This window comes from Actinomadura formosensis NBRC 14204 (genome assembly GCF_001552155.1).
GTDB classification, from domain to species: domain Bacteria; phylum Actinomycetota; class Actinomycetes; order Streptosporangiales; family Streptosporangiaceae; genus Spirillospora; species Spirillospora formosensis.
Map to the genome: position 1 here is coordinate 25882 of NZ_BCQQ01000015.1, position 22396 is coordinate 48277.

At 72.4% G+C, this 22396-nt stretch carries 18 protein-coding genes; 8 read left to right on the forward strand and 10 right to left on the reverse strand.

Features of this window, described 5'->3' with window-relative positions; genetic code table 11:
* Positions 1–19 precede the first annotated feature (19 nt).
* Positions 20–1717 (reverse strand): alkaline phosphatase family protein, encoded by a 1698-nt coding sequence (locus AF1_RS05985; RefSeq protein ID WP_084262498.1) that lies wholly within the window; start codon positions 1715–1717, stop codon positions 20–22.
* 172 nt (positions 1718–1889) lie between these two features.
* Here AF1_RS05985 and AF1_RS05990 point away from each other — a divergent pair, with 172 nt between their 5' ends.
* Together AF1_RS05990 and AF1_RS05995 are read left to right on the forward strand one after the other, a co-directional pair.
* Complete coding sequence (locus tag AF1_RS05990; RefSeq protein WP_067793993.1) at positions 1890–2483, forward strand: dihydrofolate reductase family protein; 594 nt, start codon at positions 1890–1892, stop codon at positions 2481–2483.
* A gap of 111 nt (positions 2484–2594) precedes the next feature.
* Positions 2595–3056, forward strand: coding sequence for a hypothetical protein (locus AF1_RS05995; protein ID WP_067793994.1), 462 nt, complete (start codon positions 2595–2597; stop codon positions 3054–3056).
* Between the two features lie 21 nt (positions 3057–3077).
* Here AF1_RS05995 and AF1_RS06000 read toward each other — a convergent pair whose 3' ends face one another.
* The 4 genes from AF1_RS06000 to AF1_RS06015 are packed head-to-tail and all read right to left on the reverse strand — an operon-like array spanning position 3078 to position 10783.
* Positions 3078–4727, reverse strand: coding sequence for a DUF2235 domain-containing protein (locus AF1_RS06000; protein ID WP_084262492.1), 1650 nt, complete (start codon positions 4725–4727; stop codon positions 3078–3080).
* Positions 4728–4747: 20 nt separating this feature from the next.
* A complete protein-coding gene (locus AF1_RS06005) occupies positions 4748–6457 on the reverse strand; it encodes a thiamine pyrophosphate-binding protein (RefSeq protein WP_067793995.1) in 1710 nt (569 codons plus the stop codon).
* Positions 6454–7866: a hypothetical protein gene (locus AF1_RS06010; RefSeq protein ID WP_067794028.1), complete on the reverse strand. Its 1413-nt coding sequence runs from the start codon at positions 7864–7866 to the stop codon at positions 6454–6456. Before AF1_RS06010 ends, AF1_RS06005 begins: the two co-directional genes overlap by 4 nt.
* 10 nt (positions 7867–7876) lie before the next feature.
* A complete protein-coding gene (locus AF1_RS06015) occupies positions 7877–10783 on the reverse strand; it encodes a peroxidase family protein (protein ID WP_131732571.1) in 2907 nt (968 codons plus the stop codon).
* A 269-nt stretch (positions 10784–11052) separates the two neighbouring features.
* On the opposite strand from AF1_RS06015, the gene AF1_RS06020 reads away from it, so the two are divergent.
* Entirely contained in the window at positions 11053–12387 is a 1335-nt protein-coding gene (locus tag AF1_RS06020) for an NDP-hexose 2,3-dehydratase family protein (RefSeq protein WP_067793996.1), read from the forward strand.
* Between the two features lie 3 nt (positions 12388–12390).
* Here the strand turns inward: AF1_RS06020 and AF1_RS06025 are convergent, their stop codons facing one another.
* Positions 12391–13368: a Gfo/Idh/MocA family protein gene (locus AF1_RS06025; RefSeq protein ID WP_067793997.1), complete on the reverse strand. Its 978-nt coding sequence runs from the start codon at positions 13366–13368 to the stop codon at positions 12391–12393.
* Positions 13365–14303: an NAD-dependent epimerase/dehydratase family protein gene (locus AF1_RS06030; RefSeq protein WP_067793998.1), complete on the reverse strand. Its 939-nt coding sequence runs from the start codon at positions 14301–14303 to the stop codon at positions 13365–13367. The genes AF1_RS06025 and AF1_RS06030 overlap by 4 nt, the downstream gene beginning before the upstream one ends.
* 118 nt (positions 14304–14421) lie before the next feature.
* Between AF1_RS06030 and AF1_RS06035 the strand changes: the two genes are divergently transcribed.
* A complete protein-coding gene (locus AF1_RS06035; RefSeq protein ID WP_067793999.1) occupies positions 14422–15021 on the forward strand; it encodes a dTDP-4-dehydrorhamnose 3,5-epimerase family protein in 600 nt (199 codons plus the stop codon).
* A 6-nt stretch (positions 15022–15027) separates the two neighbouring features.
* On the opposite strand, the gene AF1_RS06040 is transcribed toward AF1_RS06035, so the two are convergent.
* The 3 genes from AF1_RS06040 to AF1_RS06050 all read right to left on the reverse strand — a co-directional run bounded on the left by AF1_RS06040 (position 15028) and on the right by AF1_RS06050 (position 18064).
* Positions 15028–16272 (reverse strand): nucleotide disphospho-sugar-binding domain-containing protein, encoded by a 1245-nt coding sequence (locus AF1_RS06040; protein ID WP_067794000.1) that lies wholly within the window; start codon positions 16270–16272, stop codon positions 15028–15030.
* Positions 16273–16274: 2 nt separating this feature from the next.
* Positions 16275–17342, reverse strand: coding sequence for a ketoacyl-ACP synthase III family protein (locus AF1_RS06045; protein WP_242608767.1), 1068 nt, complete (start codon positions 17340–17342; stop codon positions 16275–16277).
* A 68-nt stretch (positions 17343–17410) separates the two neighbouring features.
* On the reverse strand, positions 17411–18064 hold the full coding sequence (locus AF1_RS06050; protein ID WP_067794001.1) for a TetR/AcrR family transcriptional regulator: 654 nt from the start codon (positions 18062–18064) through the stop codon (positions 17411–17413).
* Between the two features lie 101 nt (positions 18065–18165).
* Here AF1_RS06050 and AF1_RS06055 point away from each other — a divergent pair, with 101 nt between their 5' ends.
* The 4 genes from AF1_RS06055 to AF1_RS06070 all read left to right on the forward strand — a co-directional run bounded on the left by AF1_RS06055 (position 18166) and on the right by AF1_RS06070 (position 22362).
* Positions 18166–19770, forward strand: a complete 1605-nt coding sequence (locus AF1_RS06055) for an MDR family MFS transporter (protein WP_165488363.1) — start codon at positions 18166–18168, stop codon at positions 19768–19770.
* A 116-nt stretch (positions 19771–19886) separates the two neighbouring features.
* Complete coding sequence (locus tag AF1_RS06060) at positions 19887–21113, forward strand: nucleotide disphospho-sugar-binding domain-containing protein (protein WP_242608770.1); 1227 nt, start codon at positions 19887–19889, stop codon at positions 21111–21113.
* 236 nt (positions 21114–21349) lie between these two features.
* Positions 21350–21973, forward strand: a complete 624-nt coding sequence (locus tag AF1_RS06065) for a response regulator (RefSeq protein WP_242608766.1) — start codon at positions 21350–21352, stop codon at positions 21971–21973.
* Positions 21974–22068: 95 nt separating this feature from the next.
* Positions 22069–22362 (forward strand): antibiotic biosynthesis monooxygenase family protein, encoded by a 294-nt coding sequence (locus AF1_RS06070; RefSeq protein WP_067794005.1) that lies wholly within the window; start codon positions 22069–22071, stop codon positions 22360–22362.
* The last annotated feature ends 34 nt before the right edge of the window (positions 22363–22396 follow it).

Consider the following 22396-nt stretch of genomic DNA (forward strand, 5'->3'; position numbering starts at 1 on the left):
TCCACCTCCGGAAACGCGGTCAGCCTCCGAAAGCCGTGAAGAAACGGTCCCGGAAGGCGCTCATCGGCCACACCGGAGTGTTCTTGCCGGGACGCAGGCCGTCCTGCCACCCCCAGGCGGAAATTTTGTCGAGAACGGCCCTGTCCTTGGCGATGATCGTTATCGGCACGTCCCGGCTCGCCCCCGGCCCGGTGATGAGCGGTGCCGGCTGGTGGTCGCCGAGGAAGACCAGCACCGTCCGGTCATCGCCGTACCTCTCCACGTACGAGACGAGCGTGCTCAGCGTGTACTCGATCGACTTGCGGTACTCCGTGCGGATCTGCCCGCCCGCAGGCCAGGGCGCGTCGTAGCCCTTGCCCATCCCGTCGAAGACCGAGCCGTCCCCCACCTCGTCCCACGGGACCGGCCTGGGGATGGACGCCCACGGCGCGTGGCTCGACACCAGCGCCGTCTCCGCCATCACCGGGGGACGGTCCTTCTTCGCCAGCTCGGTGCGCTGGAGCGTCGACAGCGTGTACTGGTCCGGCATCGTCGCGAAGCTGAACCGGGGCCCGCGATACCCGAGGTTCCGGTTGTCGTACACCTTGTCGTAGCCGTAGAACCTCGCCTCCGGCCACGCCCGCGTGATCGCCGGCATCAGCGCCACCGTCCGCGCGTCCGCCCCGCGGAACGCCCGGTTCAGCGTCAGCCGGTCGCTGTTCACGAGCGTCCGGTACCGCTGCTGGTTGTCGACCCGCAATCCGGACAGCAGGGTGGCGTGCGCGAGCCAGCTGCCGCCGCCCGCCGTGGACGAGGTGAGCCAGCCGCTGCGCGCGGAGAACCCGGCCTCGCGCAGCCGCTCCGACCCCCGGTCCAGGACGGCGCCGACCTGCGGCGCGTACTGGGGGCTCTCCACCGCCGACCGTCCGTAGCTCTCCACGAACGCGAGGACGACGTCCTTGCCGCGCAGCCCGGCCAGCAGCTTGTCGCCGGGCGTGTCGCGGAACTTGTCGACGGCGGCGGCCTTGGCGAACTCCTCCCGGTCGTTCAGGCTCGCCCGCACCTGCCGCGCGTGGTCGTAGGCGAGCCCCGCCGCGCTCCGCGACGCGACCGGCACGCCGTGGACGAGCTGCGCGCCGAGTACCGCGCACACGACCCAGATCGTCCCGAGCACCCCCGCGGCGCGGGCCGCCGCCCCCCGGTGCCCGGCGGCCACCCGGCTCAGCCGCAGCGCCGACAGCGCCGTCAGCGCGACGACACCGGCGGCCAGCACGATCGTGAGGACCACGGCGATGATCGCCGCGGCCCGTCCCGCCGACTCGTCCACGAACTCCACGGCCGGGCGCAGCAGCGGCCAGTCGAGCACCAGGTCGAACGGCCGGACCAGCACGGCGTCGAACCCGATGTCCAGCACCTTCAACACGAGCAGGACGCCCAGGACGGCCCCCGCCGTCCCCGCCGCGTACCGCCGCCCCCTCGCCGGCAGCACGAGGATCAGGGCGACGCCCAGCACGCCCTCGATCGGGATGCGCACGAACGCCCCCGGCGTCAACAGCGCGAACTCGTCCGGTGTGATCAGCGCGCCCAGCACGAACAGGAACGCCGCGGCGCTCACCGCCCGCGCCGCGACCCGCCGGCGCCGCCCGCCGCCCGGCGCATTCTCATCTGTGACCCGCTCCGCGCGGCTTTCGGTGGTCAGCTCGTCCTCCAGGCTCGGTCTCCGCCGCGAACGCGACACCCACAGCACGTCCGTCCGGCGCCCGCCGGTTCAAGCCTGCCCGGTCCCGCGGTCTCAGCGGCGCCGGGCGGCGACCGGGCCCGCGTCCCGCCGCCGGAATGTCGAGGACGCGGGGGCGGCTCCGATCTCCTGGTGAGAGGCGCCGGAGGGGCGCCCGGAAGGAGGCACCGGCATGAGCAAGGTCACCTGTGACATCTCGATCTCCGTGGACGGATACGGGGCCGGGCCCGGCCAGCGGCTGGAAGCGCCGCTCGGGGAGGGCGGCGACCGGCTGCACCGATGGGTGTTCGAGCAGCCCGAGGCCAACGCCGAGGTCATCGAGAAGATCACCTCGGCCGGCGCGTACATCATGGGACGCAACATGTTCGGCCCCGGTCGCGGCGCCTGGGATCTGGACTGGAACGGCTGGTGGGGGGAGGAGCCGCCCTATCACGCGCCGGTGTTCGTGCTGACCCATCACCCCCGCGAGACGGTGACGATGAAGGGCGGGACGACGTTCACGTTCGTCACCGGCGGCATCGAGCGGGCCCTGGCGCAGGCGCGGAAGGCCGCGGGGGACGAGGACGTCGCGATCGCCGGCGGCGTGCGGACCGTGAACCAGTACCTCGCGGCGGGCCTGATCGACGAGTTGCGGCTGCACGTCGCTCCGGTCGTCCTCGGGGCGGGCGAGCGGCTGTTCGAGGGCACCGGGGATCTCCGCCTGGAACCGGCCGAGGTCTCCCGTACCGATCTGGTCATGCACCTGACCTACCGGATCGTCCGGTGAGGACCTAAGTCCTCACCGGTCGGGGCCCGTCGCCCGTGGGAAGCGGAGGAGACCGGCCCCAGACTGGAAGAGCCGGGAGGACCGGAGCGACCCATCTGGAAGAGGGCGGGCATGTACTCCGACAGAAGCGAGGCGGGACGGTGGCTCGGGCGGCGGCTGCGCCGGTACCGCTCCCAGGACGCCGTGGTGATCGCGGCCCGGCCCGGCGCCGTGCCCGTGGCCTACGAGGTGGCGGCGGCGCTGGAGGCGCCGCTGGAACTCCTCGGCCGGACCCCGGCCGGACCGCTCGCCGGCCGGACCGCGATCGTCGTCGTCGAGGGCGTGGCGACCGGCCGGACGGCGCGCACGGCGTGCGAGGCCGCGCGCGCACGCGGGCCGCGCCGGCTCGTGCTGGGGGTCCCGGTCGGGGCGCCCGAGGCCGTCGACGCCCTCCAGGAGGTCGCGGACGAGGTGGAGCGCCCCCTGACCCCGACCTTCTTCGGCGCGATCGGCGACTACTACCTGGACGACTCACCCGTCCCCGACGCCGAGGTGACGCGGCTGCTGGAGCGGTCCGCCACGCTGGCGAGGTGACCGCGGGCTTCGACGGCGACGTCACCTGACCGGCTCATGGGCGGACGGCGCACGCTCCGAGGCGAGGCCGACAAGGGGCGTGCTGGGGCGTTCGCCACGGCTCGCGGAGAGCATGGTCACGGTGAGACGCACACTGCCCCGGTTGTTTCCGCTGGAGCCCCAGGCGTCGTTGGCGAACGTGTAGAGATAGCCGCTCTTGCGTACCGGCCCGCGGGTTCCCGCGCCGATGGCGATGCGCTCGTGGTCGGTGACCTCGCCCTTGACGGGGATCGCGTCGTTGGCGACGACGCCCACGAGCGACATCCACGGCAGGTTCACCTCGCGGCATGCGGCGAGCGAGCGGGCCGCCCGGTTCCCGGTCGCCGCCCAGAAGAGCCGCTCGGCCTCGCCGAACAGTGTCCGCACGAGGCGGAGCCGCTCGGTCAGCGGGTTGAATCGGCGCAGCCCGCCGGTGCCCGCGGGGCCCGACACGATGCGGCCGTCCAGCCACTCGCCCTCGGCGGTGAAGTCGTACTCGCCGGCCTCCAGGTAGAGCCCCGTCTCGTTCCACGGCTCGCCGGCGAACACCTCGACCGTCTCCGCCTGCCCCGGCGTGAGGACCTTGGTGGGCCGGTACGGTCCCGCGGTGATGGGCGGGGTCCGCTGCCGGTCGTACACCGACTGGTGGACGTCCGGCGCGCGTGTGCTCGGGTCGATCCTGGGCACCGCACGCGGTCGCGGCTGAAAGGCGATCTCGAGCAACGGCCTCATTTCGAGGTCGGCCAGGGGCTCGGCCACCCCGATCACGCCGCGGTCGTCGTCGTGCAGGACGTCGAGAGGGTCGGGCCGGATCTGGTCCAGCGTCGTCCTGCGGAAGCCGAGCGGGGGTTCCACCCCGCGCACCTCGTCGACCATCCACCGCAGCGCCCCATCGCTCAGGCCCGTGCGGAGGTGGCCGCCGCCCACGTCCTGGTGGCTGCCGGGGAACCACACCTGCTTGACGTCCTGTCCCTCGGGGAACGGCCCGGTCCACAGGGTGGGGGTGAAGGGGCTGCGGCGTTCGTCCATGGCCACCGCGTGCCGCGCGTGCTTGATGTAGGGGTTGAGTCTCAGGTCGTGGAAGTCGTGGCCGCGGGACGGGTCCAGCAGGTTGAGCCAGCCCATGTAGTCGGGGACGCCGAGCGAGCCGACGGTGTCCCACACACCGACGAAGTGCACCGGGATCTGCTCCCGGTCGTCCGGGTCGTACCGGAAGTCCAAGCCCTGCCGCCACTCCCGGCCGGCACCGCGCTTCCGGTAGCCCTGATCGTAGATGTGCTCGATCTTCCCGCGGACCGCCGCCTCGTCCATCGCGGCGGTGTCGATCAGCCCGCAGGCCGAGATCATTCCGGCGAGGCTGCGCGCGGTGTAGGCGCCGCGGCTGAAGCCGAACAGCCAGATGCGGTCGCCCGGCCGGTATGCGCCGGCCAGCCAGCGGTAGGCGTCCATCACATTGTCCGACAGTCCCAGCCCGAACGCGCCTCCCAGCAGCCTGTTCCGCAGGGTGCCCACACCCGGCTGATAGCAGGACGACTGCGGGCGGCCGTCCTGGTCCGTGCGGTCGAGGGCGTTGTACAGCCGCCGCACGTTGGTGACGGACTCCATTTCCGGCGTGTTCCATGTGCCGTCGCAGCACATGATGAGATGACGCATGCCTTCCCCCGTGAATGACGTCATCGGTCACGGAAGCGCTGCTCGAAGGTTTCGACCAGGCCGTCGATCACGCCCTCGGGAGAGGGGCTGTAGTGCGGTATGGCCCATCGGGTGATGACGGCGTCGATGACCGTGGGGCGGCCGGAGGCCAGCGCCTGCCGGAACGCGTCCTCGAATTCCTCGAGCGTCTCCACGCGGTGGCCGTCCGCGCCGCATGCCCGGGCGTACGCGGCGAAGTCCGGGTTCTCGAACTCGACCAGCCCGGATTCGCCATAGGTCGCGACCTGGAAGATCTTGATCAGCTTGAATTCCCGGTCGTCGAAGATGATCCAGATCACCGGGATGTCGTGTTCGACCGCGGTCATCAGCTCGAAGCCGGACAGCGAGTAGCAGCCGTCGCCGCAGCCGACGACGACCGTGCGGTCGGGGTGGGCGACCTTCAGCCCGATGGCGCCGTTGACGTGCCCGGCCATCGGCCCGAACGACCCGGCCTTGCGGAAGTTCTGCCCGTCCTGGAGTTCCACGTAGTAGCCCAGCCAGGCCAGGTGCGCGCCGGCGTCGGCGAGCAGGATCGCGCGCTCGGGCAGCATCCGGCCGATCGCCTGCGCGAGCTCTCCGGGGTGGATCTTCCCGGGCAGGTGGACGATGTGCCGGGCCTCCCAGTCCCTGCCGTGGACCTCGGCGGCCGGTACCTCGCCCACCTTCTGCTCCAGGGCGCCGACCAGGGCCGCCACCGCCGGCCGGGCGTCGGACAGCAGCTCATGGTCGGGCTTGAACGCCTTGCGGAATTCGGTATCGCTGATGTTCACGTGGATGAGCAGTTTTCCGTCGAACAGGCCCTCGCGGTAATTGAACGTGGCGTGCTGGTTGAGGGAGTTCCCGATGCACAGCACGACGTCGGCTTCCCGGAAGGCCTTCCAGGCGCTCGCGTGGCCGCTGTCGGCGAAGACGCCCACCGAGAGCGGATGCCCCTCCGACACGATGCCCTTGCCGTCGAGCGTGGTCAGCAGCGGAATCTGGAACCGCTCGATGAGCCGCCTGATCTCCGTTCCCGCCCCGCTGAGCACGGCGCCGAAGCCCACGAGCGCCACGATGCGCCTGCGGTTCGCGATGGCGTCCGCCAGGACGGAGGCGATCTCCTCCACGCGGTCCGGATCGGGCAGGACGGGCGCGACGTCGAGCCGTACGGGCCTTGCCTTCTCGACCTCGACCCCGCGTTCGGTCAGATCCTCGGGCACGTGGATGTGCACCGGACCGGGCCGTCCGGTGAACGCGATGTTGACCGCCTCCTCGAACACCTCGCACGTGTCGGCGGCGTCGGTGAGCAGGAACGACTTCTTGGTCGTGGCCGCGAACATGGCCTGGGAGTCGGGCGTCCGGTTCAGGCCGGAGGTCTCGTTGAGCGCCCCCCATCCCTGCCATTTCCGGGAGGAGTATCCCGAGACGGCGAGGACCGGGTAGGAGTCGGACATCGCCACGGCCAGGCCGGAGAACAGGTTGAAGGCCCCGGGTCCGGCCGTGGCGAAGCAGAAGCCCAGCTTGCCGGTGTACATCGCGTAGCCGCACGCCATGAAGGAGGCGGCCTGCTCGTGCCGCGTGATGATCGGCCTGATCCGCCCCGAGTGCTTCAGCGCCAGCATCAGCCCGGCGGCGTTCTCCCCGGCACCGCCGAAGGCGGCCTCGACGCCGATGTCCTCCAGACCTTCGACGATGGCCTCATAAACCCTCATCGTTCCTCCCGGGACGAGCGGCGGCCGCCGTCACCCGCGCCATGCCACCGTGCCGAATGCCGGGCGTGCGCGTCGGTCGTGCCGTTCACGAAGAAGCGCTCGTAGTACTCCGGCTCGATATGGTGCGTCTGCAGCCATATGCCGGGCACGTGAATGGCGTCGGCATGGGCCGGGAACCGCCCGTGCGTGTCGTGGATGTACGTGCAGATGTCCCGTGCGCAGTCGATCACCCGCTGGTCGTACGCACTCGCCTCGGTCAGGTACCGCTGCCCGTAGTCGCCCTTGTAGATGCGGGCGAAGAGGTCCCTGTCGGTGTAGATGCCGTTCGGCCCGAACTTTCCCGCGACAACTGCGTCGACCGCCTTCTGCATGGACGGGTAGTTGGGCGGGCAGGCGGCTTTGATGAGGTGCTCTCCGCCGGCGCGCAGCCCCACCGGATGGGAACGCGCCGAGGCGTACTTCGGCAGCGGTATCTGCCAGCGCAGGATGTCGGCGGGACGGAAACGCGGCGTGACGAAGTCGAATCCCAGCATCCGGCCGTAGGCGCGGGAGAACTTCGGGTCGCCCAGCGCGATGAGCGGGTTGATCGTGGCGTGGATCCAGGCGCCCAGGCCCATGGCGTCGGCGACCAGCATCATGTTCTGCAGGAGCAGGTCGGCCTCGATCTGGGTGCGCATCGGCCCCAGCGCACCGAGAGGAAGTTTGATGTCGGCGTTCAGGAAACCGTTCCGCACCCATTTCCGTACGCCCGCCGGACGGTAGAAATTGCGGTCGTCGAGGATGACGGGCCTGGCCCCGTCCGGCTGGGTGAGCAGATACATCAGCGCGTTGATGTACTGGTGGGAGAGGTCGACGACCGGCAGGAAGACCGTGGTTCCCGGAATGTTGGACAGGAAGCGGTTGGAGTCCAGGTAGGCCGGGAAGTCGCGTTTGCCCTCCGCGACGTCGAGCCGATGGTCCAGAACCCTCACCCTGGCCTGGCGCGCCCGGTCGATCAGTGTGGCGGCGTCGAACGGCCGGTCCGGGGCGGGCGGCAGTTTCCGCAGGTAGTAGGTGCCGGTGTCGTTGATCATGAAGAAGTGGGTGCCCTGCGCGTTGTCGGGGCTGCCCGCCGTCCGCCCGGCCATGGCGAGGTTCGGCTTGGCCATGATCGGCGCCCCGTCGCGCGGGTCCTCGAACAGGCGGTCCGGCATGGTCAGGCCGGAGCAGCCGGTGAGCGCGATGAGCACCGCCTCTTCCAGTTCCTCCAGCGGCATCGGCCGGTGCGGGGAGCGGTAGCTCATCGAACCGGCGGGGACCGACGCGCCGCGGCTGACCCGGTGGGTCCGGCGCCTCCAGATGGTCTCCAGCACCGACTGGGAGAGCAGGGCCTCCAGGCCCTCGTGGCCGACCATGTGATCCAGGGACATGCCGCCCTCCTCAGCCGCGTCGGATGTCGGGTGCGTGCCCGTCCGCCGCGGCGGGGCGCCATGGCGCGAACGCACTGGTGGTCCTCGGCAGAACGGCGGCCAGTTCGGGGCAGTGGCGCAGGATGACGCTCGTCATGCCGTTGCGTTCGATCCAGTCCAGGCCGAGCGGCGTGTAGATCTCGGGCCGGAAGTCGACGGTGAGGAAGCGGTCGCTCTGCAGCCGCCGGCTGGCCATGAGGATGAAGATGCGGAAGGCCGTATCGCTGAAGCCGAAGCCCTCGGGCGGATTCTCCGCGAAGAGCCCGACCATGGTGTCGATGTCGTCGACCGTCCGGTAGAGGTCCTTGAGCCGCGCCACCGTCTCCGGGTCGGCGCTCAGCTCCTCGAAACGCCGTATCCGGGGCTTGTGCAGGCCGGCGCGGAAGTCGTTGTAGCGCGGGACGCCGCGGCGGCGGGTCCGCACGAGGTCGACGACGGACAGGTCGATCACCTCGCCGTCCCGTTCGAACGCCTGGAGCGCGCGCGGATAGTTGTACAGGGTGATCGCACCCGGGTTGGCGGTGCCGAGCGAGTAGAGCGAGTTCGTCAGGCCGAGGTCGCGGACGACCCCCTCGGTCGCGCTGCCCTGCACGTCGTTGAAGCCCAGGGTGCGGAGCGTCCGGCCGGACGCGTGATCGGCCATCTCGAAGTCGTCCGGGACCAGCGGGTGCATCCGGTAGACGGTGACGAAGTCCTCGGTGAGCGAGTAGGGCGCGGTGTGGTGGTCCGGCAGCGTCCCGGGAATGCCGGTGAGCGCGTGCTCATCGACCAGCCACAGCCCCAGCCGCGTCAGCCAGTTCCGCGGTGGCCCCGACCAGTTGGCCGTCAGCCCGATCTTGATCAGGTCGGTCGCGAGGATCGCCGGGGTCCACTCGACGGTGTGGATCTTGGCGATGAGGGCGGAGACGATGAGCCTCGCCGTGTGGTAGACGCTGTCCTCGTCCATGCGGGGGTACTCGCTCCGCAGGGCGTCGCACACGGCGTTGTGCTCACGGGCGAAGAGGGTGTGCATGACGCTGAGGCCGAACCACCAGTTCTCCCTGAAACCGGTGACCGGGATGCCGGTCGCGTCGACCGGCAGGTGGCCGCTCTCCAGGCGCAGCGCGGCGCCCCCGTCCGGCTCCCGCAGGGACCGCGCCATGGTCTCGTCGCCGCCGTAGACCTCTGAGCCGTCCCACCAGTGGGAGGCGGTGTTGGAGAACAGGACCGGCGGGCCGCCCGCCTCGTCGGGGTGAACGCCCTCGTCGCCGGCGAAGCGCATCACCCTCTCGGCCTCCCCGCCCGGGGTGTTGCGCCACGTCATGCCGGGCGGCAAGGGCACCTCGACGTCCTTCGTCCCGGGGGAGTACCGCTTGTGCGCGACCCAGTCGTGCACCTGGAACTGGATCCATGCGGCGGCGATGATGTTCAGCGACCGTGCCGGGATGAAGGTCCTGCGGTGAAGCAGTTCCCTGCTCACGATCACCGGGTTGGGCTCGTTGAAGAGCCGGGGCTGATGGACGGGGGCGAGGTTGCGGCCGAACGCCGAGCCGAGGGAGCCCATCGCCGGCGCGGACAGATCGTTGTAGGTGCCGTCATAGCTGCGCCTGACCCGCAGTTCCTCATCGATGGGCGGGGGCACGGGCCGGGCGGCCGGTGGGGCCTCGCGGACCTCGGTATCGATGAGGTTGCGCTCGCGCAGCTCCTGCCGGAGGGCTTCGACGTTGAGGAGGCCGACCGCGGTCGGCAGCCTGTGCCAGGGAACGCGCCTGTTGAGCGCGCGGAACCCGGCCCGCAGGAGCCCCGAGGCGGCGACGTTGCGTTTCGGGGTCGGGGTGATGAACCGGAACCCCCGGCGATGGGCGCTGGACGCCTCGTACGCCGCCTTGCGGGCGCGGTTCATGTTGCCGAGGGGCCGGAACTCGTCCGTGGTGTTCCAGGGGTCGAACGCGATCCCGTCGACCCCGGCCGCGATGGTGCGCGCTTCCGCGGTGTCGAGGTCCTGCCGCGGGATCGTCAGCGTCGCCACCGGGACGGCCGGTGCGTCCTCGTCCGCCCAGTCGGCCGCGCCGTCCTCGATGGGCGTCCGGGCGGGATCCACGTAGCGCTGCACGGCCAGTTCGAAGACGATGTCGGAGCCGGCCAGCCGCGCGGAGATCTCATGCGTGAGGTAGTCGGGATCGGTCTGCGATGGGGGAGGCGCCGCCGGCGCCCCCGCGGCGGGGCGGAGCCGGAAACGCACCGGCCCGGCCTCGCCCCACAGGATCGCGCCGCGGCTCCAGTACGTCTCCAGTGCGAGGCTCCGCACCTTGTGCCTGGTACCCGCGGTCACGTTCCGCCGCATGCGGGTGGCGGTGGACCAGCCCACGGCCGCGGGCAGCTTCACGAACAGCCCCACCGCCTTGCGCAGGTTCGTGTCCGCGCCCGCCATCGCCTGGGCGAACGAGACGAACTCGCGCGCGTTCCGCGCATGGGAGACCGGATAGTTCGTCATGAGGAGGTCATGGGCCTCGTCGGGACCCACCTGGATCCGCAGCGCCGCCCCGCGCAGGTCGGGCGTGAAGTCCGGTTGCCGCGCGCCGGCGGCGTTGGACAGCCGGACGATGACCGGGTAGTCGGCACCGGGCTGCGCGAAGCCGGCGCGCAGGTCGTCGGGAAGATCCGGACGGAACGTCAGGCGGGCGTTCTCGATGCCGAGGATCGCCTTCGCGTGGAAGGCCCGCTCGATCCCCGCCGCGCCGCCGCGCTTCCTGATCTTCACTTGGACGCGCATGATGTCGCGGGCGAGCTTCTCGAAGTGCACCCGCTCGGCCTCGGGGCTGCCGCCCACATAGCGCTCGTACCCGGCCACCGACAGAGCCCTGCCGACAGTGCGCTCTTGCCGCCTGGTCTCGTACATCCGCCCCCCTGCCGATCATTTCATTCGGTCAGCATTTCCAATTCGTCACCGCCGATACTTGCATGCGGCGAAACGAATCCAAATAACGTTGGCCCAAGTTGCCGAAAATCATCCTTGAAATTTGCATTTCAAGTAAAAACCGCTATCGCATTACCCAAAAACAAGGCGACCGCAGTTGACGCCCGCGCTCCCGCGGGCACGCGGCTCCGGCGCGGGTTCTCAAGCCTCCGTCGAGGCCGCCTCGAAGCGGGGCGGCGACCCTTGGACGCGTGACGAGAGAACCGGCGGAGCGCGACGAGGCCCGGGTCGCGCGTTCCCTGGAGGCCGGCGGCCGGTCCACGGACGCGCTCCTCGGCTGGTGGGAGGAGCGCCGGCGCGCCCATCCGTTCCGCGTCGAGCCGATCCCGTTCAACGGGCTCAAGGGCTGGTCGTTCGACGGGGACACGGGCGCCCTCCGGCACGAGACCGGCCGGTTCTTCACCGTCGAGGGCGTGCGCGCGGACGACGAGGACGGCCGGTCCTGGAGCCAGCCGATCATCGACCAGCCCGAGGTCGGCATCCTCGGCATCCTGGTCAAGGAGTTCGGCGGTGTCCTGCACTGCCTCATACAGGCGAAGATGGAGCCGGGCAACTCCAACCTGCTGCAGCTGTCCCCGACCGTCCAGGCGACGCGCAGCAACTACACCCGCGTCCACCGGGGCGCGGACGTGCGCTACCTGGAGCACTTCACCGGGCCGGGGCGCGGCCGGGTCCTCGTGGACGTCCTGCAGTCCGAGCACGGCTCGTGGTTCCTCGGCAAGCGGAACAGGAACATGGTCGTCGAGGCCGTCGGGGACGTCCCGGACCATCCCGACTTCCGCTGGCTCACGCTCGGCCGCATCGGCGAGCTGCTGCGGCTCGGGCGGTTCGTCAACATGGACGCGCGGACCGTCCTGTCCTGCCTGCCGTTCGCCGGGGCGGGCCCGGCCCGGCACTCCGGCCTGGAGATCCGGAGCTGGCTCTGCGACCTGCGCGCGCGGGCGACCCTGCGCCGGTCGCGGGTCCCGCTGGCCGCCCTCGCGGACTGGACGGTCGGCCCCGGCCGGATCGGGCGCCCGGACGGCCGGTTCTTCACGGTCATCGCGGTCGCGGTCGAGGCCGGGAACCGGGAGGTGACCGGGTGGACGCAGCCGATCTTCGCGCCGCGCGCCGGCGGGATCGTCGCCTTCCTGCTGAAACGTCTCCGCGGCGTCCCGCACGTGCTGGCGCGCGCGCGGGCCGAGATCGGTTTCCGGGACGTGATCGAACTCGGTCCCACCGTGCAGTGCGTGCCGGCCAACCGGGCCGATGACCCGCCGCAGTTCCTCGCGGACGTGCTCGACGCCGATCCCGCACGCGTGCTGTACGACGCCGTCCTGTCCGAGGAGGGCGGGCGCTTCTACCACGGCGACGCCCGCTACCGGGTGGTCGAGGTGCCCGGCGACTTCCCCGAGGACGTGCCCGGGGACTTCCGCTGGATCGCCCTGCACCAATTCACGCCCATGCTCCAGCACGGCCACTATGTGAACGTGCAGGCGCGCAGCCTGATCGCCTGCATGAACCTTGTGCCGGGCGTGCGCGGGTGACGGTCACGAGGCGGCACGGCGGATGCCGTCCACCAGGGTCGCCTGCTCCAGCGCGTCCGCGGCGGACGCCCCATAGCCCTCCCCGGAGAGCGCGGTGGTGACGAAGTGGCCGACCGCGCGCCCGAACTGGTCGGCGGGCGGCAGCGCGGGCTCGGTGACCTCGCCCGCCCGCTCGACCCGCAGGGCGGGCCGGAAATCGTCCGGCGGGGTGAACGCCCGGTCCACGCGCAGGACGCCTTCGCTTCCGCGCACCTCGTACTCGCACCGGTAGGCGTCGTCCAGCCCGAAGGCGAGCTGCGCCGGTATCCCGTCCGCGGTGCGGAGCAGTGCGGCGCCGCCGGTGTCGACGCCGAGCGCGGGGTCATGCCCGAGCACCGCGCCCGCCACGGCCAGCGGCCCGCCGAGCAGCAGCCGGGCCGCGCGGACGGGGTATCCGGCCACGTCCAGCAGGGCGCCGCCGCCCAGCCCGGCCCGGTACCGGATGTCGCCGTCGGGCCTGCGCGGGATGGTGAACGAGGCGTGGAACGCGCGGACGGCGCCGATCGCCCCCTCCGCCAGCAGGCGGCGCGCCTCGGCGTGCTGCGGATGGTGGACGAACATGAAGTTCTCCATCAGCAGCAGCCCGCGCGCCTCGGCCGCCCTCACGAGCCCGGCCGTCTCCGCCGCGCCCGTGGTGAGGGGCTTCTCCGACAGGACGTGCTTGCCCGCGTCGAGCGCCGCGCCGGCCCACTCGGCGTGCAGGCCGGGGGGCAGCGGGACGTACACGGCGTCGATGTCCGGGCGGGCGAGCAGCGGGCCGTAGCCCTCGACGGCCGCGCAGCCGAAGCGATCCGCGAACCGGCGGGCCTTCGCGATGTCGCGGGACGCGACCGCGACCAGTTCGGCCCGCGGGTCGCCGCACAGCGCCGGGATCGCGCGCCGCCACGCGATGTCGGCGCACCCGAGCACGCCGAAGCGGAGCCTCCCGTCCCGCCGGTTCATCCGACCGCCTCCTTCTGCTCCATGGCGGCCGCCCACAGCGCCCGGAGGGATTCCTCGGGGGAGCGGCGGGGCCGCCAGCCGAGGGCGGTCCGCGCGCGATCGATGCCGAGGCGCTGGGATCCCGCCGCCGCGCCGGGGGAGGACGGCGGGGCCGTACCGGTGACCAGCTCGGCCGGCACCCCGCTGATCTCGATGAGCCGTTCGACCAGGGAACGGACGCTCACCGCCCGCCCGCCGCCGATGTTGACCAGCCGCGGCGCCGGCGTGCCGGGGACGGCCGTGAGCAGCACCGCGCCGGCCACGTCCCGGACGTCCGCGAAGTCCCGGTGCCCGCCCAGGGACGCCAGCCGGATCGTCGCGGTCCGCCCGGCGGCCCGCGCGCCGGCGAGCAGCTCCGTGACCATGCCGAGCAGGCTGCCGGCCGGGGCGCCCGGCCCGATGACGTTGGCGACCCGCAGTACGACGGCGTCGGCGCGTCCCGCGCGGACCGCGGCGAGGACGGCCTCGGTGGCGCGCAGCTTGGTCCGGCCGTAGGGGGTCAGCGGCGCCGGGACCGTGTCCTCCCTGAGGACGCCGCCCCCGGGCGCGGACCCGTACTCATGGATCGTGCCGAGCTGGATCAGCCGGGGCGTCCGGCCGAGCTCGGGCAGCACCGTGAGGAGGCGTTCGACGAGGACGACGTTGGACGCCTCCATCGCCGCCCCGTCGGCGCGCCACACCGCGCCGGCCGCGTTGACGACCGCGTCGGGGGCCGTGCGGCGCAGCAGGCCGCGCAGGGCGCCGGGGTCGGCCGCGTCCAGGACCGCGACGTCCGCGCAGGGCATCGCCGCGGGCGGGCGCCGCACCGCCGCCACCACCTCGTGGCCCGCCGCCGCCAGCGCGGAGCAGAGATGAGACCCGACGAAACCTCCGCCGCCGAGCACGACTGCGCGCATGGCCCTCCCGTCCTTCGCCTGCCGGTGCCCGTGATCGTGACGCGGCGCGTTCGAGGCCGCGTCCAGCTCCGATCGACCCCGACCGCGCCTCGAACACCGCTCCGTAGGCTCGGCCGCCATGAAGATCGATCCGCTCGCCGTCCCGGACGGTTTCCTCCTCACCCCCGAGCCGATCCGTGACGGGCGCGGCTGCTTCTACGAGTCGTTCAAGCAGGAGGAACTGCTCACGCACGGCCACCGGTTCCGGCCCGTCCAGGTCAACCACTCGGTGTCGCGGCGCGGCGTGGTGCGCGGGGTCCACGGGGTGCTGCTGCCGCCGGGCCAGGCCAAGCTCGTCGGCTGCCCGCGCGGCGCGATCCGCGACTTCGTGGTGGACCTGCGGGTCGGCTCGCCCACGTTCGGGAAGTACGACAGCACGCTCCTGGACGCCGAGTCCGGCCGCTGCGCCTACGTCGCCGAGGGGCTCGGCCACGCGTTCGTCGCGCTCACCGACGACACGTGCGTGAGCTACCTGTGCTCGACGGCCCACGTCCCCGGCACGCAGCTCGACATCGACCCCTTCGACCCGGACCTCGCCCTGCCCTGGGACCTGGACGGGGAGCCGGTCGTCTCGGCCAAGGACGCCGGGGCGCCGACCGTCGCGCAGGCCGCCGCGGCCGGGCTGCTGGCGACGTACGAGGAGTGCGCGGCACTGTACCGGCGCGCCGTCATGGCGTGACCCGCGTCAGCGGGGCGAGGCCGCGATCTCCTCCAGGACGGGGACCACGGCGGCCGGGGCGGGCAGTTCCAGCGACTCGCGGCGCAGCCGGCCGGCGCTCTCCCGCCAGGCCGGGTCCTCCAGCAGTTCCCGCAGGCACCGCCGGATCTGCGGGACCCCCGCGTCCGCCGGAGGCAGCAGCACGGCCGCGCCGGCCGCGGCGACGCGCTCGACGTTCACGGCGAACTCGTTGCTGAGCGGGAGGCCGAGCTGCGGGACCCCGTGGCGGAGCGCGGTCATCGTCACCCCGGCCCCGCCCGCGTGCACGACGGCGTCCGCGGACGGCAGGACGTGCTCCAGCGGCACGCGCCCCACCGTTACGCGCGCCCGCCGTCCCTCCGGAATCCGGATCGCGCTCCGCTGCTCGTCGCCGACCGCCACCCGCACGTCGACGTCCATGCCGGCGGCCGCCTGCAAGATCTCGTTGACCAGCAGCGACCGCGGGCCGAACAGCCGCGGCGCCGATCTGCTCCAGGTCACGCACAGCCGGGGGCGGCCGGTGCCGTCCGCCGGGTCGAGGGGGTGGGACGCGGGCCCGCCGTACGGCACGTACCGCATCGGGATCCGCTCCTCCCGGACGGGCGGGCGGACCGACGGCGGGCACACGTCCAGCACCCAGCCGGCGCCGTTCTCGACGGGCTCCAGCCCGTACCGCGCCGCCGCGCCGGTCATGTCGTCCCCGACGATGTCGGCCACGTCCGGGTCCGGTTCCGCGGTGCCGAGCGGCCCCCACAGATGGCGGACGACGGGCACGCCGAGCACCGCCCCGGCGAGGACGCCGTCGAAGCACATCAGCTCGGTCACCACCAGGTCGGGGCGCCAGCGGCGGGCGAACCGCACGGTCGCGTCGATCCGCGCGTCGACCAGCTTGGCCAGCCCCGGGCCGTACTCGCGCATGAAGGCGCCGGGGTCGAACTCGTCGAGCGAGGCGAGCACCCGGTCCTCCAGCGGATGCATGACCGGGAGGCCGGCGAGCGGCCCGCGTCCCGCCCGGCGCAGGGCGTCGCGGTACAGCTTGAAGCGGCCGAGGGTGATCATGTCGACGTCCTCGGCGAGCGGCACGGCGGTCAGCCCGGCCCCGGTGACGGCGGCGGCGATGCCGGGGCCGGCCGTGACCGCCACCTCGTGCCCGGCCGCGCGCAGCGCCCAGCCGAGCGGCACCAGCGGCTGGAAGTGCGCCGCGAAATGGGAGGAGGTGAACAGCACGCGCATCGTCAGGTCCTTCCGTCGAGCCACGGGGGCGGGGACGACACCCGCAGCACCGCGGCCGAGACCGTGAAGCCGGGGCTGATGCCGATCATGAGCATGTGGTCGCCGGGACGCAGCTCCCCGGCACTCAGCAGCCGGTCGAACGCCGCGAACTGGTCGCTGGCCCCGAGATGGCCGACCTCCCGCGCGAAGTCCCAGGTCGCCTGCTCGGGACGCAGGCCGAGGCCCCGCACCGCCTTCTGCTCGAAGATCTCGCGGGAGGTGTGGGTGAAGGCCACCCGGGTGATCTCGGCGGGCTTGATCCCGGCGGCCTCGGCGGTGCCGCGGGCCACCTCCTGGATCCGCCGGTTGATGGCCTCGAACGCCGCCGTGCCGCCGGGACGGGACAGGGCGGCGCGGCGGAACTGGTCGGCGCGGGTCCGGAAGTCCATGGGACGCCCGACCGTGATGCCCGGCGGGAACAGCGGCTCGTTCCCCCGGTGCAGGCCCTCGGCCTCGGGGACCGTCCCGGAGGACACGGCGAGCAGCCGGGCGAAGCCGGGCTCCTTCGTCAGGACGACGGCGGTGGCCGCGTCCCCGAGCACGGCCCCCGGGCTGACGAGCCACCGGTCCATGAGCGGGGTGCCGTAGTTGTCGGCGGTGACCAGCAGCGCGGCACTCCGGCCGGGCGACGCCCTCAGGTAGGCGGCGGCGAGCTCCAGCGCGGAGAACATCCCGCTGCAGCCCTGCCGGACCCCGACGGCCAGCGCGTCCCCGCCCACGAGGTGGCGTTGCAGGTGGGAGTGCGGAAGCCAGCCGTCGGGTCCCTGGTGCCAGGTGTCGGCGTACAGCAGCAGGTCGATGTCCCGCGGCCGGCGGCCGCAGCGCTCGAACGCCTGCCGGGCGGCGTGCAGCGCCATTTCCGGGGCGGGCACCTCGCCGGCGACGGCGGCCCCGCCGAGCTGGTGCAGCCCGGCCTCCTCGGCGGGGTAAAGGCCCCGCCGCACGGCGTCCTCGACGCTCACCGGTTCGGGGACCACCACCCCGATCCCGCTGACGTGGACGGCGGGCGAGTCGATGTTGTCGGCTTCCACGGTCGCCACGCTGGCGGCCCGTGCTCAAGGCGGGTTCGACCCTCGCTCGGGGGCGCTCCCCGCCCGGGTCACTCGCCTTCGCGCCGGACGCAGTAGTCCTTGCCGATTCCCGCCTCCAGGAGGTCGAAGGCGTTCTGCGCGGCCTGTGCGAGCCGTCCGGCGATCTCGTCCGGGTCCTGGCCGTCCAGCAGCCGCCGGCAGCTCTCGTGGAACAGGACCCGGTGGACGGCGGTGACCTGTCCCGCGACGAGCCGGGCGGTGAGGCCGCCGTCGCCGACGCGGTCCTCCTCGGCGAACGTGGCGGCGAGCTCGGCCTCGCGGCGCTCGAAGATCTCCCGGGTGCGGGCCTGCAGGGCGGGGCTGCTGTCCAGCAGCCGCGCGAACGTCTCGATGCCCTCGCTGAAGGCGACCAGCGGATCGCGGCTGCGCAGGTCGTCCAGGTAGGCGTCGCGCAGGGCGGTGACCGCCGACATGCCCGGCGGGCGGGTGCGCACCGTGCGGCTCGGCCCGTGGACGACCTCGTCCTGCCGGTCGAAGACCAGGTCCTCCTTGGTGCCGAAGTAGTTGAAGACCGTCATCTTCGAGACTTCGGCGGCCTCGGCGACCTCCGCGATCGACACGTTTTCGAAGCCGCGTTCCACGAAGAGGCGCATGGCGGCCGCGGAGATCGTCCGCCTGGTCTTGATCTTCTTGCGCTCCCGCAACCCGAGTTCCTTGGTCATGGCCCGCAGTCTAGCTCGGCATGTACCTGATTCAAAGATTGACTTGCTACAAATATTTTTGCTGTCTAAGGTTGGAGCAAGTCAATGAAATGGAGGGTGTCATGACCTTGGACGAAGACGGCCCGCCGCCGGCCGCCTCCGGCGCCCCGGGGACGTTCCTGCCACCCGGAATGACCCAGGTCAGAGCGCGGATCGTGCTCATCGGGTCGCTGCTGACGATGATCCTGGCGATCCTGGACCAGAACATCGTCACCACCGCCGCCTGGGCCATCACCCGGGACCTCGATGCCGCGCACGGCCTGGACCGGCTTCCCTGGCTGGTCACCGCCTACCTGGTGGCCTCCACCGCCACGCAGCCGCTGTACGGGAAGCTGACCGACGTCCACGGCCCGCGCAAGGTGTTCCTCTTCGCGGTCGGGCTCTTCCTGACGGGCTCGATGCTCTGCGGCCTGGCGCAGAACATGGTGGAGCTCATCGTCCTGCGCTTCGTCCAGGGCCTCGGCGGCGGCGGCCTCATGAGCATCACGCTGGTGATCGCCGCCCGGCTGGCGCCGCCGGACGAGCGCGCGAAGAAGGCCGGGATGGGCGGCATCCTGATCGCCCTCGGAACCCTGCTCGGGCCGCTGGTCGGCGGCTACATCACCGAGCACCTGTCCTGGCACTGGGTGTTCTACGTCAACGTCCCGCTCGGCGCCGCGGCCTTCATCGCCGTCGCGACCTCGCTCCGCCTGCCCAGTGAGGTCGTGCCGCACCGGATCGACTACCTCGGAGCGGTGCTGGCCGCCGCCGGAGCGTCCGCGATCCTGCTGGTGACCGAACTGGGCGGCAACGGCGAGTACGCCTGGTCGGACGCGCGGATGCTCGCTCTGATGGCGGCGAGCGCCGTCCTGCTGTCCGCGTTCGTCTGGCGGCAGGCGGCCACCCCCGAGCCGCTGTTCCCGCTCGCCCTGCTGCGCAACGCGGTGTTCCGGATCGCCAGCCCGCTCATCTTCGTCAGCGGCTTCGCGATGATGGGATCGGTCGTCTACGTCGTCCTCTACATGCAGATCGTGCAGGGGGTGAAGCCGACCGCCGCCGGCCTGCACCTGCTGCCCATGGCCCTCGGCCTGATGGTCACCTCCATCGTGACGGGCCGGCTCATCGCGCGGCTGGGCCGCTACCGGTGGTTCCTGGTCGTCGGCTTCGGCGCCGCCGCGCTCGGCACCGCCCTGCTGGCCGCCCTGGACGTCGACGCGTCCTGGTGGGCGCTGAACGGGGGCCTGCTGCTGCTCGGCGCCGGCCTCGGCCCGACGATGCAGATCACCATCCTCGCCGTGCAGAACGCGGTGCCCGTGCGGAGCATGGGGGTGGCGACCTCCTCCACCACGTTCAGCCGCACCATCGGCGCCGCCGTCGGCACCGCCGTCCTCGGCGCGCTGCTGACCCGGCGGTTCGACGCCGGGCTGGACCGCGCCGCGTCCGTGCACGGCAGGCCGACCGCCGCCATGCTGCACGCGCTGCCCGCCGACGTCCGCGACCACGTGCTGAAGGCGTTCGTCTCGGGCACCAGCGCCGTGTTCGTGGTGGCGACGGTGATCCTCACGGTGGCGTTCGTGCTGGCCTTCTTCATCCGGGAGGTCCCCCTGGAGGACCTGGACGAGGACGCGCCCGCCGCCGGCGCCGCCCGCGAGGCCCGGCAGGACGCGGCGGCCCGCCCGTCCCGCTGACCCTCCCGTCCGGGCCGCGCTCGAATCCGCGTCGAGCGTGGCCCGACCGCCGGGCCAGCCCCCGCTGCCACCCTGCGGGGGCACTGCCCGGCCCTCAGGAGGAGGCTCCCTTGCGCGTGCTCATGACCACCGCTCCCATGCACGGCCATTTCTTCCCGCTCGTGCCGCTGGCCTGGGCGCTGCAGTCGGCCGGGCACGAGGTGCTCGTCGCCGCGCCCGGCGACTTCTCCGCCGCCGTCACCGGCACGGGCCTCTGCGCGCACGCGACGGTGGACGAGGCCGACTTCGGCGACTTCATGTTCCGCGATCGCGCCGGCCGGCCCGTGGAGCGGCCCGCCGAGATGGACGGCCGGCTCGCGGTCAGCGGCCGGGCGTGGGGGCGGCTGGCCGCGCGGGTGCTGCCCGGAATGCTCGACGCCGTGCGCGGCTGGCGCCCGGACCTGGTGATCAGCGAACCCTGCGAGCACGCCGGTCCCGTCGCCGCCGCCCGGCACGGCGTCCCCTGGGTGGAGCACGGCTGGGGGATGGCGCTGCACCCGATCCTGCGGCGGGCGGGCGGCGAGGAACTCGCGCCCGAGCTGGACGAGCTGGGCCTGCCCGCGCTTCCGGACCCGTCCGCCGTCATCGACGTGTGCCCGCCGAGCATGCAGCGTCCGGGGGCGGCGGCCGGGCTCGCCATGCGGTACACGCCCTACAACGGGTCGGCGCCGCTGCCCGGCTGGCTGTGGGACAGGCCGGCCGTCCCGCGGGTGTGCCTCACCATGGGCAGCCTGCTGCCCCGCTTCGGCGGCGAGCCGGTCGCGGACCTGCTGTCACGGCTGGTTCGCGCCCTCCCGGCGCTCGGCATCGAGCTGGTCGTGGCGATGGCGCCCGACCGCGCGAAGCTGCTGCCGGCCGCCTCGCCCGCGGTCCGGCTGGCGGGCTGGCTGCCGATCTCCCGGGTGCTGCCGCACTGCGACCTGGTGATCCACCACGGCGGCGGCGGGTCGACGCTGACCTCGCTCGCCGCGTCGGTGCCCCAGCTGGTGCTGCCGCGGCCGGCCGTCGACATGATCGACAACGCCGAGCGGGTGGCCGCGGCGGGGGCGGGCCGGGCGCTGCCGCCGGAGGTGACCGGCGGGGACGGCGGCATGGACGCGGTCCTCGCCGCGTGCGCGGAACTGCTCGCCGAGCCGCGTTATCGCCGTGGTGCCGCGGCGCTGGCCGCCGAGATCGCGGCCCGGCCGGCGCCCGCGCGGATCGTGCCCCGGTTGCGCCGGCTCGCGGCCGCCGGGCCGGTTCTGGAATCGAATTCTGATAATGCGGCCGATGCGCATTCTGGAAACAATGGGATTCACATATAGTATCGGATTAAACAACTGACCGGATGCGGTCATCGGCTTCCGGTACTTGATCTCCGTATAAAATTGTGAGACGGCGGGATCGGGGAAAGGTGAAACGCCGCCGCGTCCAGTCGGTCGGGCACGCACCGAGCGCGGCGCCGGGGACCGGGAGTTCCGCCGTGATGGCCATTCTGTGAGCCACGGAGGTCCGGGGGTTGCACGTGGGGGCGTACGACGCCGCGATAACGATTCTGCTGGTGGACGATCACACGCTGCTCCGCGAGGCGCTGCGGGAGAGCCTTGAGGGGGAGGACGACCTGTCCGTCGTCGGGGAGGCGGGCACGGGCGAGGCGGCGCTCGCCCTGGCGGAACGTACCAAACCCGACATCGTCCTGATGGACATCGAGATGCCCGGCCAGGACGTCGTGCACCGGCTGCGCGGCATCGCCGCCGTCTCCCCCGCGTCCCGGGTCATCATCCTCACCATGCACGACGACCCGCTGCTGGTCCGCGGGCTCCTCGAACGCGGTATCCGCGGCTACCTGCTCAAGAGCATCTCCAGGGTGGAACTCGTCTCCGCGATCCGCAGCGTCCGCGCGCACGATCGGCGGATCATCCTCTCGGTCTCCCGGGAAAGCCTGGTGCAGCCCGTCCGGGAGCCCCGGACCGAGTTGTCGGAACGCGAACTCGACGTCCTCGACCTGGTCGCCCAAGGGCTCAGCAACGCGCAGATAGCCGACCGCCTCTTCATCGCGGAGGGCACCGTCAAAAGGCACCTCAGCAACGTCTTCGGCAAGCTGAAGGCGTTCTCGCGCATCGACGCCGTCAACAAGGCCGGCGCGGCGGGCCTGCTGCGCGCCCGGGGCTCCAGCGAGCCTTGAGCCGGTGCTCCTACGGTCGCGGCCATGCAGACCGGCGCCGCGGGGCCCGCCGGACGGCCCGCCCCGCGTCGCCCGCGGCCAGAGAGGACACCACCATGATCACGCTGATCAACAAGGTCACCGTCGTCGGCGACCGCGACGCCTTCGAGCGCGCCCAGAAGGAGATCGAGGAGTTCATGCACGCCCAGCCGGGCGCGCGCCGCTTCCAGCTCCTGCAGTCCCCGGACCGCCCGGACGAGTTCGTCGAGGTCGCCGAGTGGGAGAGCCGTGAACTGCACCTGAAGGCCGTGCGGAACCCCGAGTTCCTGGAGAGGGCCAAGGCGCTGCGCGCGCACGCCGAGTTCGAACGCGAGGCGTACACCGTCCTGCGCGTCGCGGAGAACGGCTGAGGCCCGGACGGCACCGGGGCGCTGGAACGAGGGG

Bases quoted from the DNA above. Each gene is read 5' to 3' on its own strand.
- AF1_RS06000 (WP_084262492.1), bottom strand. From the start codon at position 4,727: ATGCGTCATCTCATCATGTGCTGCGACGGCACATGGAACACGCCGGAA.
- AF1_RS06015 (WP_131732571.1), bottom strand. From the start codon at position 10,783: ATGTACGAGACCAGGCGGCAAGAGCGCACTGTCGGCAGGGCTCTGTCG.
- AF1_RS05990 (WP_067793993.1), top strand. From the start codon at position 1,890: ATGAGCAAGGTCACCTGTGACATCTCGATCTCCGTGGACGGATACGGG.
- AF1_RS06040 (WP_067794000.1), bottom strand. From the start codon at position 16,272: ATGCGCGTGCTGTTCACCTCCTCCCATTTCGCGGCGCACTTCCAGCCG.
- AF1_RS06010 (WP_067794028.1), bottom strand. From the start codon at position 7,866: ATGTCCCTGGATCACATGGTCGGCCACGAGGGCCTGGAGGCCCTGCTC.
- AF1_RS06025 (WP_067793997.1), bottom strand. From the start codon at position 13,368: ATGAACCGGCGGGACGGGAGGCTCCGCTTCGGCGTGCTCGGGTGCGCC.
- AF1_RS06030 (WP_067793998.1), bottom strand. From the start codon at position 14,303: ATGCGCGCAGTCGTGCTCGGCGGCGGAGGTTTCGTCGGGTCTCATCTC.
- AF1_RS06005 (WP_067793995.1), bottom strand. From the start codon at position 6,457: ATGAGGGTTTATGAGGCCATCGTCGAAGGTCTGGAGGACATCGGCGTC.
- AF1_RS05995 (WP_067793994.1), top strand. From the start codon at position 2,595: ATGTACTCCGACAGAAGCGAGGCGGGACGGTGGCTCGGGCGGCGGCTG.
- AF1_RS06070 (WP_067794005.1), top strand. From the start codon at position 22,069: ATGATCACGCTGATCAACAAGGTCACCGTCGTCGGCGACCGCGACGCC.
- AF1_RS06050 (WP_067794001.1), bottom strand. From the start codon at position 18,064: ATGACCAAGGAACTCGGGTTGCGGGAGCGCAAGAAGATCAAGACCAGG.
- AF1_RS06035 (WP_067793999.1), top strand. From the start codon at position 14,422: ATGAAGATCGATCCGCTCGCCGTCCCGGACGGTTTCCTCCTCACCCCC.
- AF1_RS06055 (WP_165488363.1), top strand. From the start codon at position 18,166: ATGACCTTGGACGAAGACGGCCCGCCGCCGGCCGCCTCCGGCGCCCCG.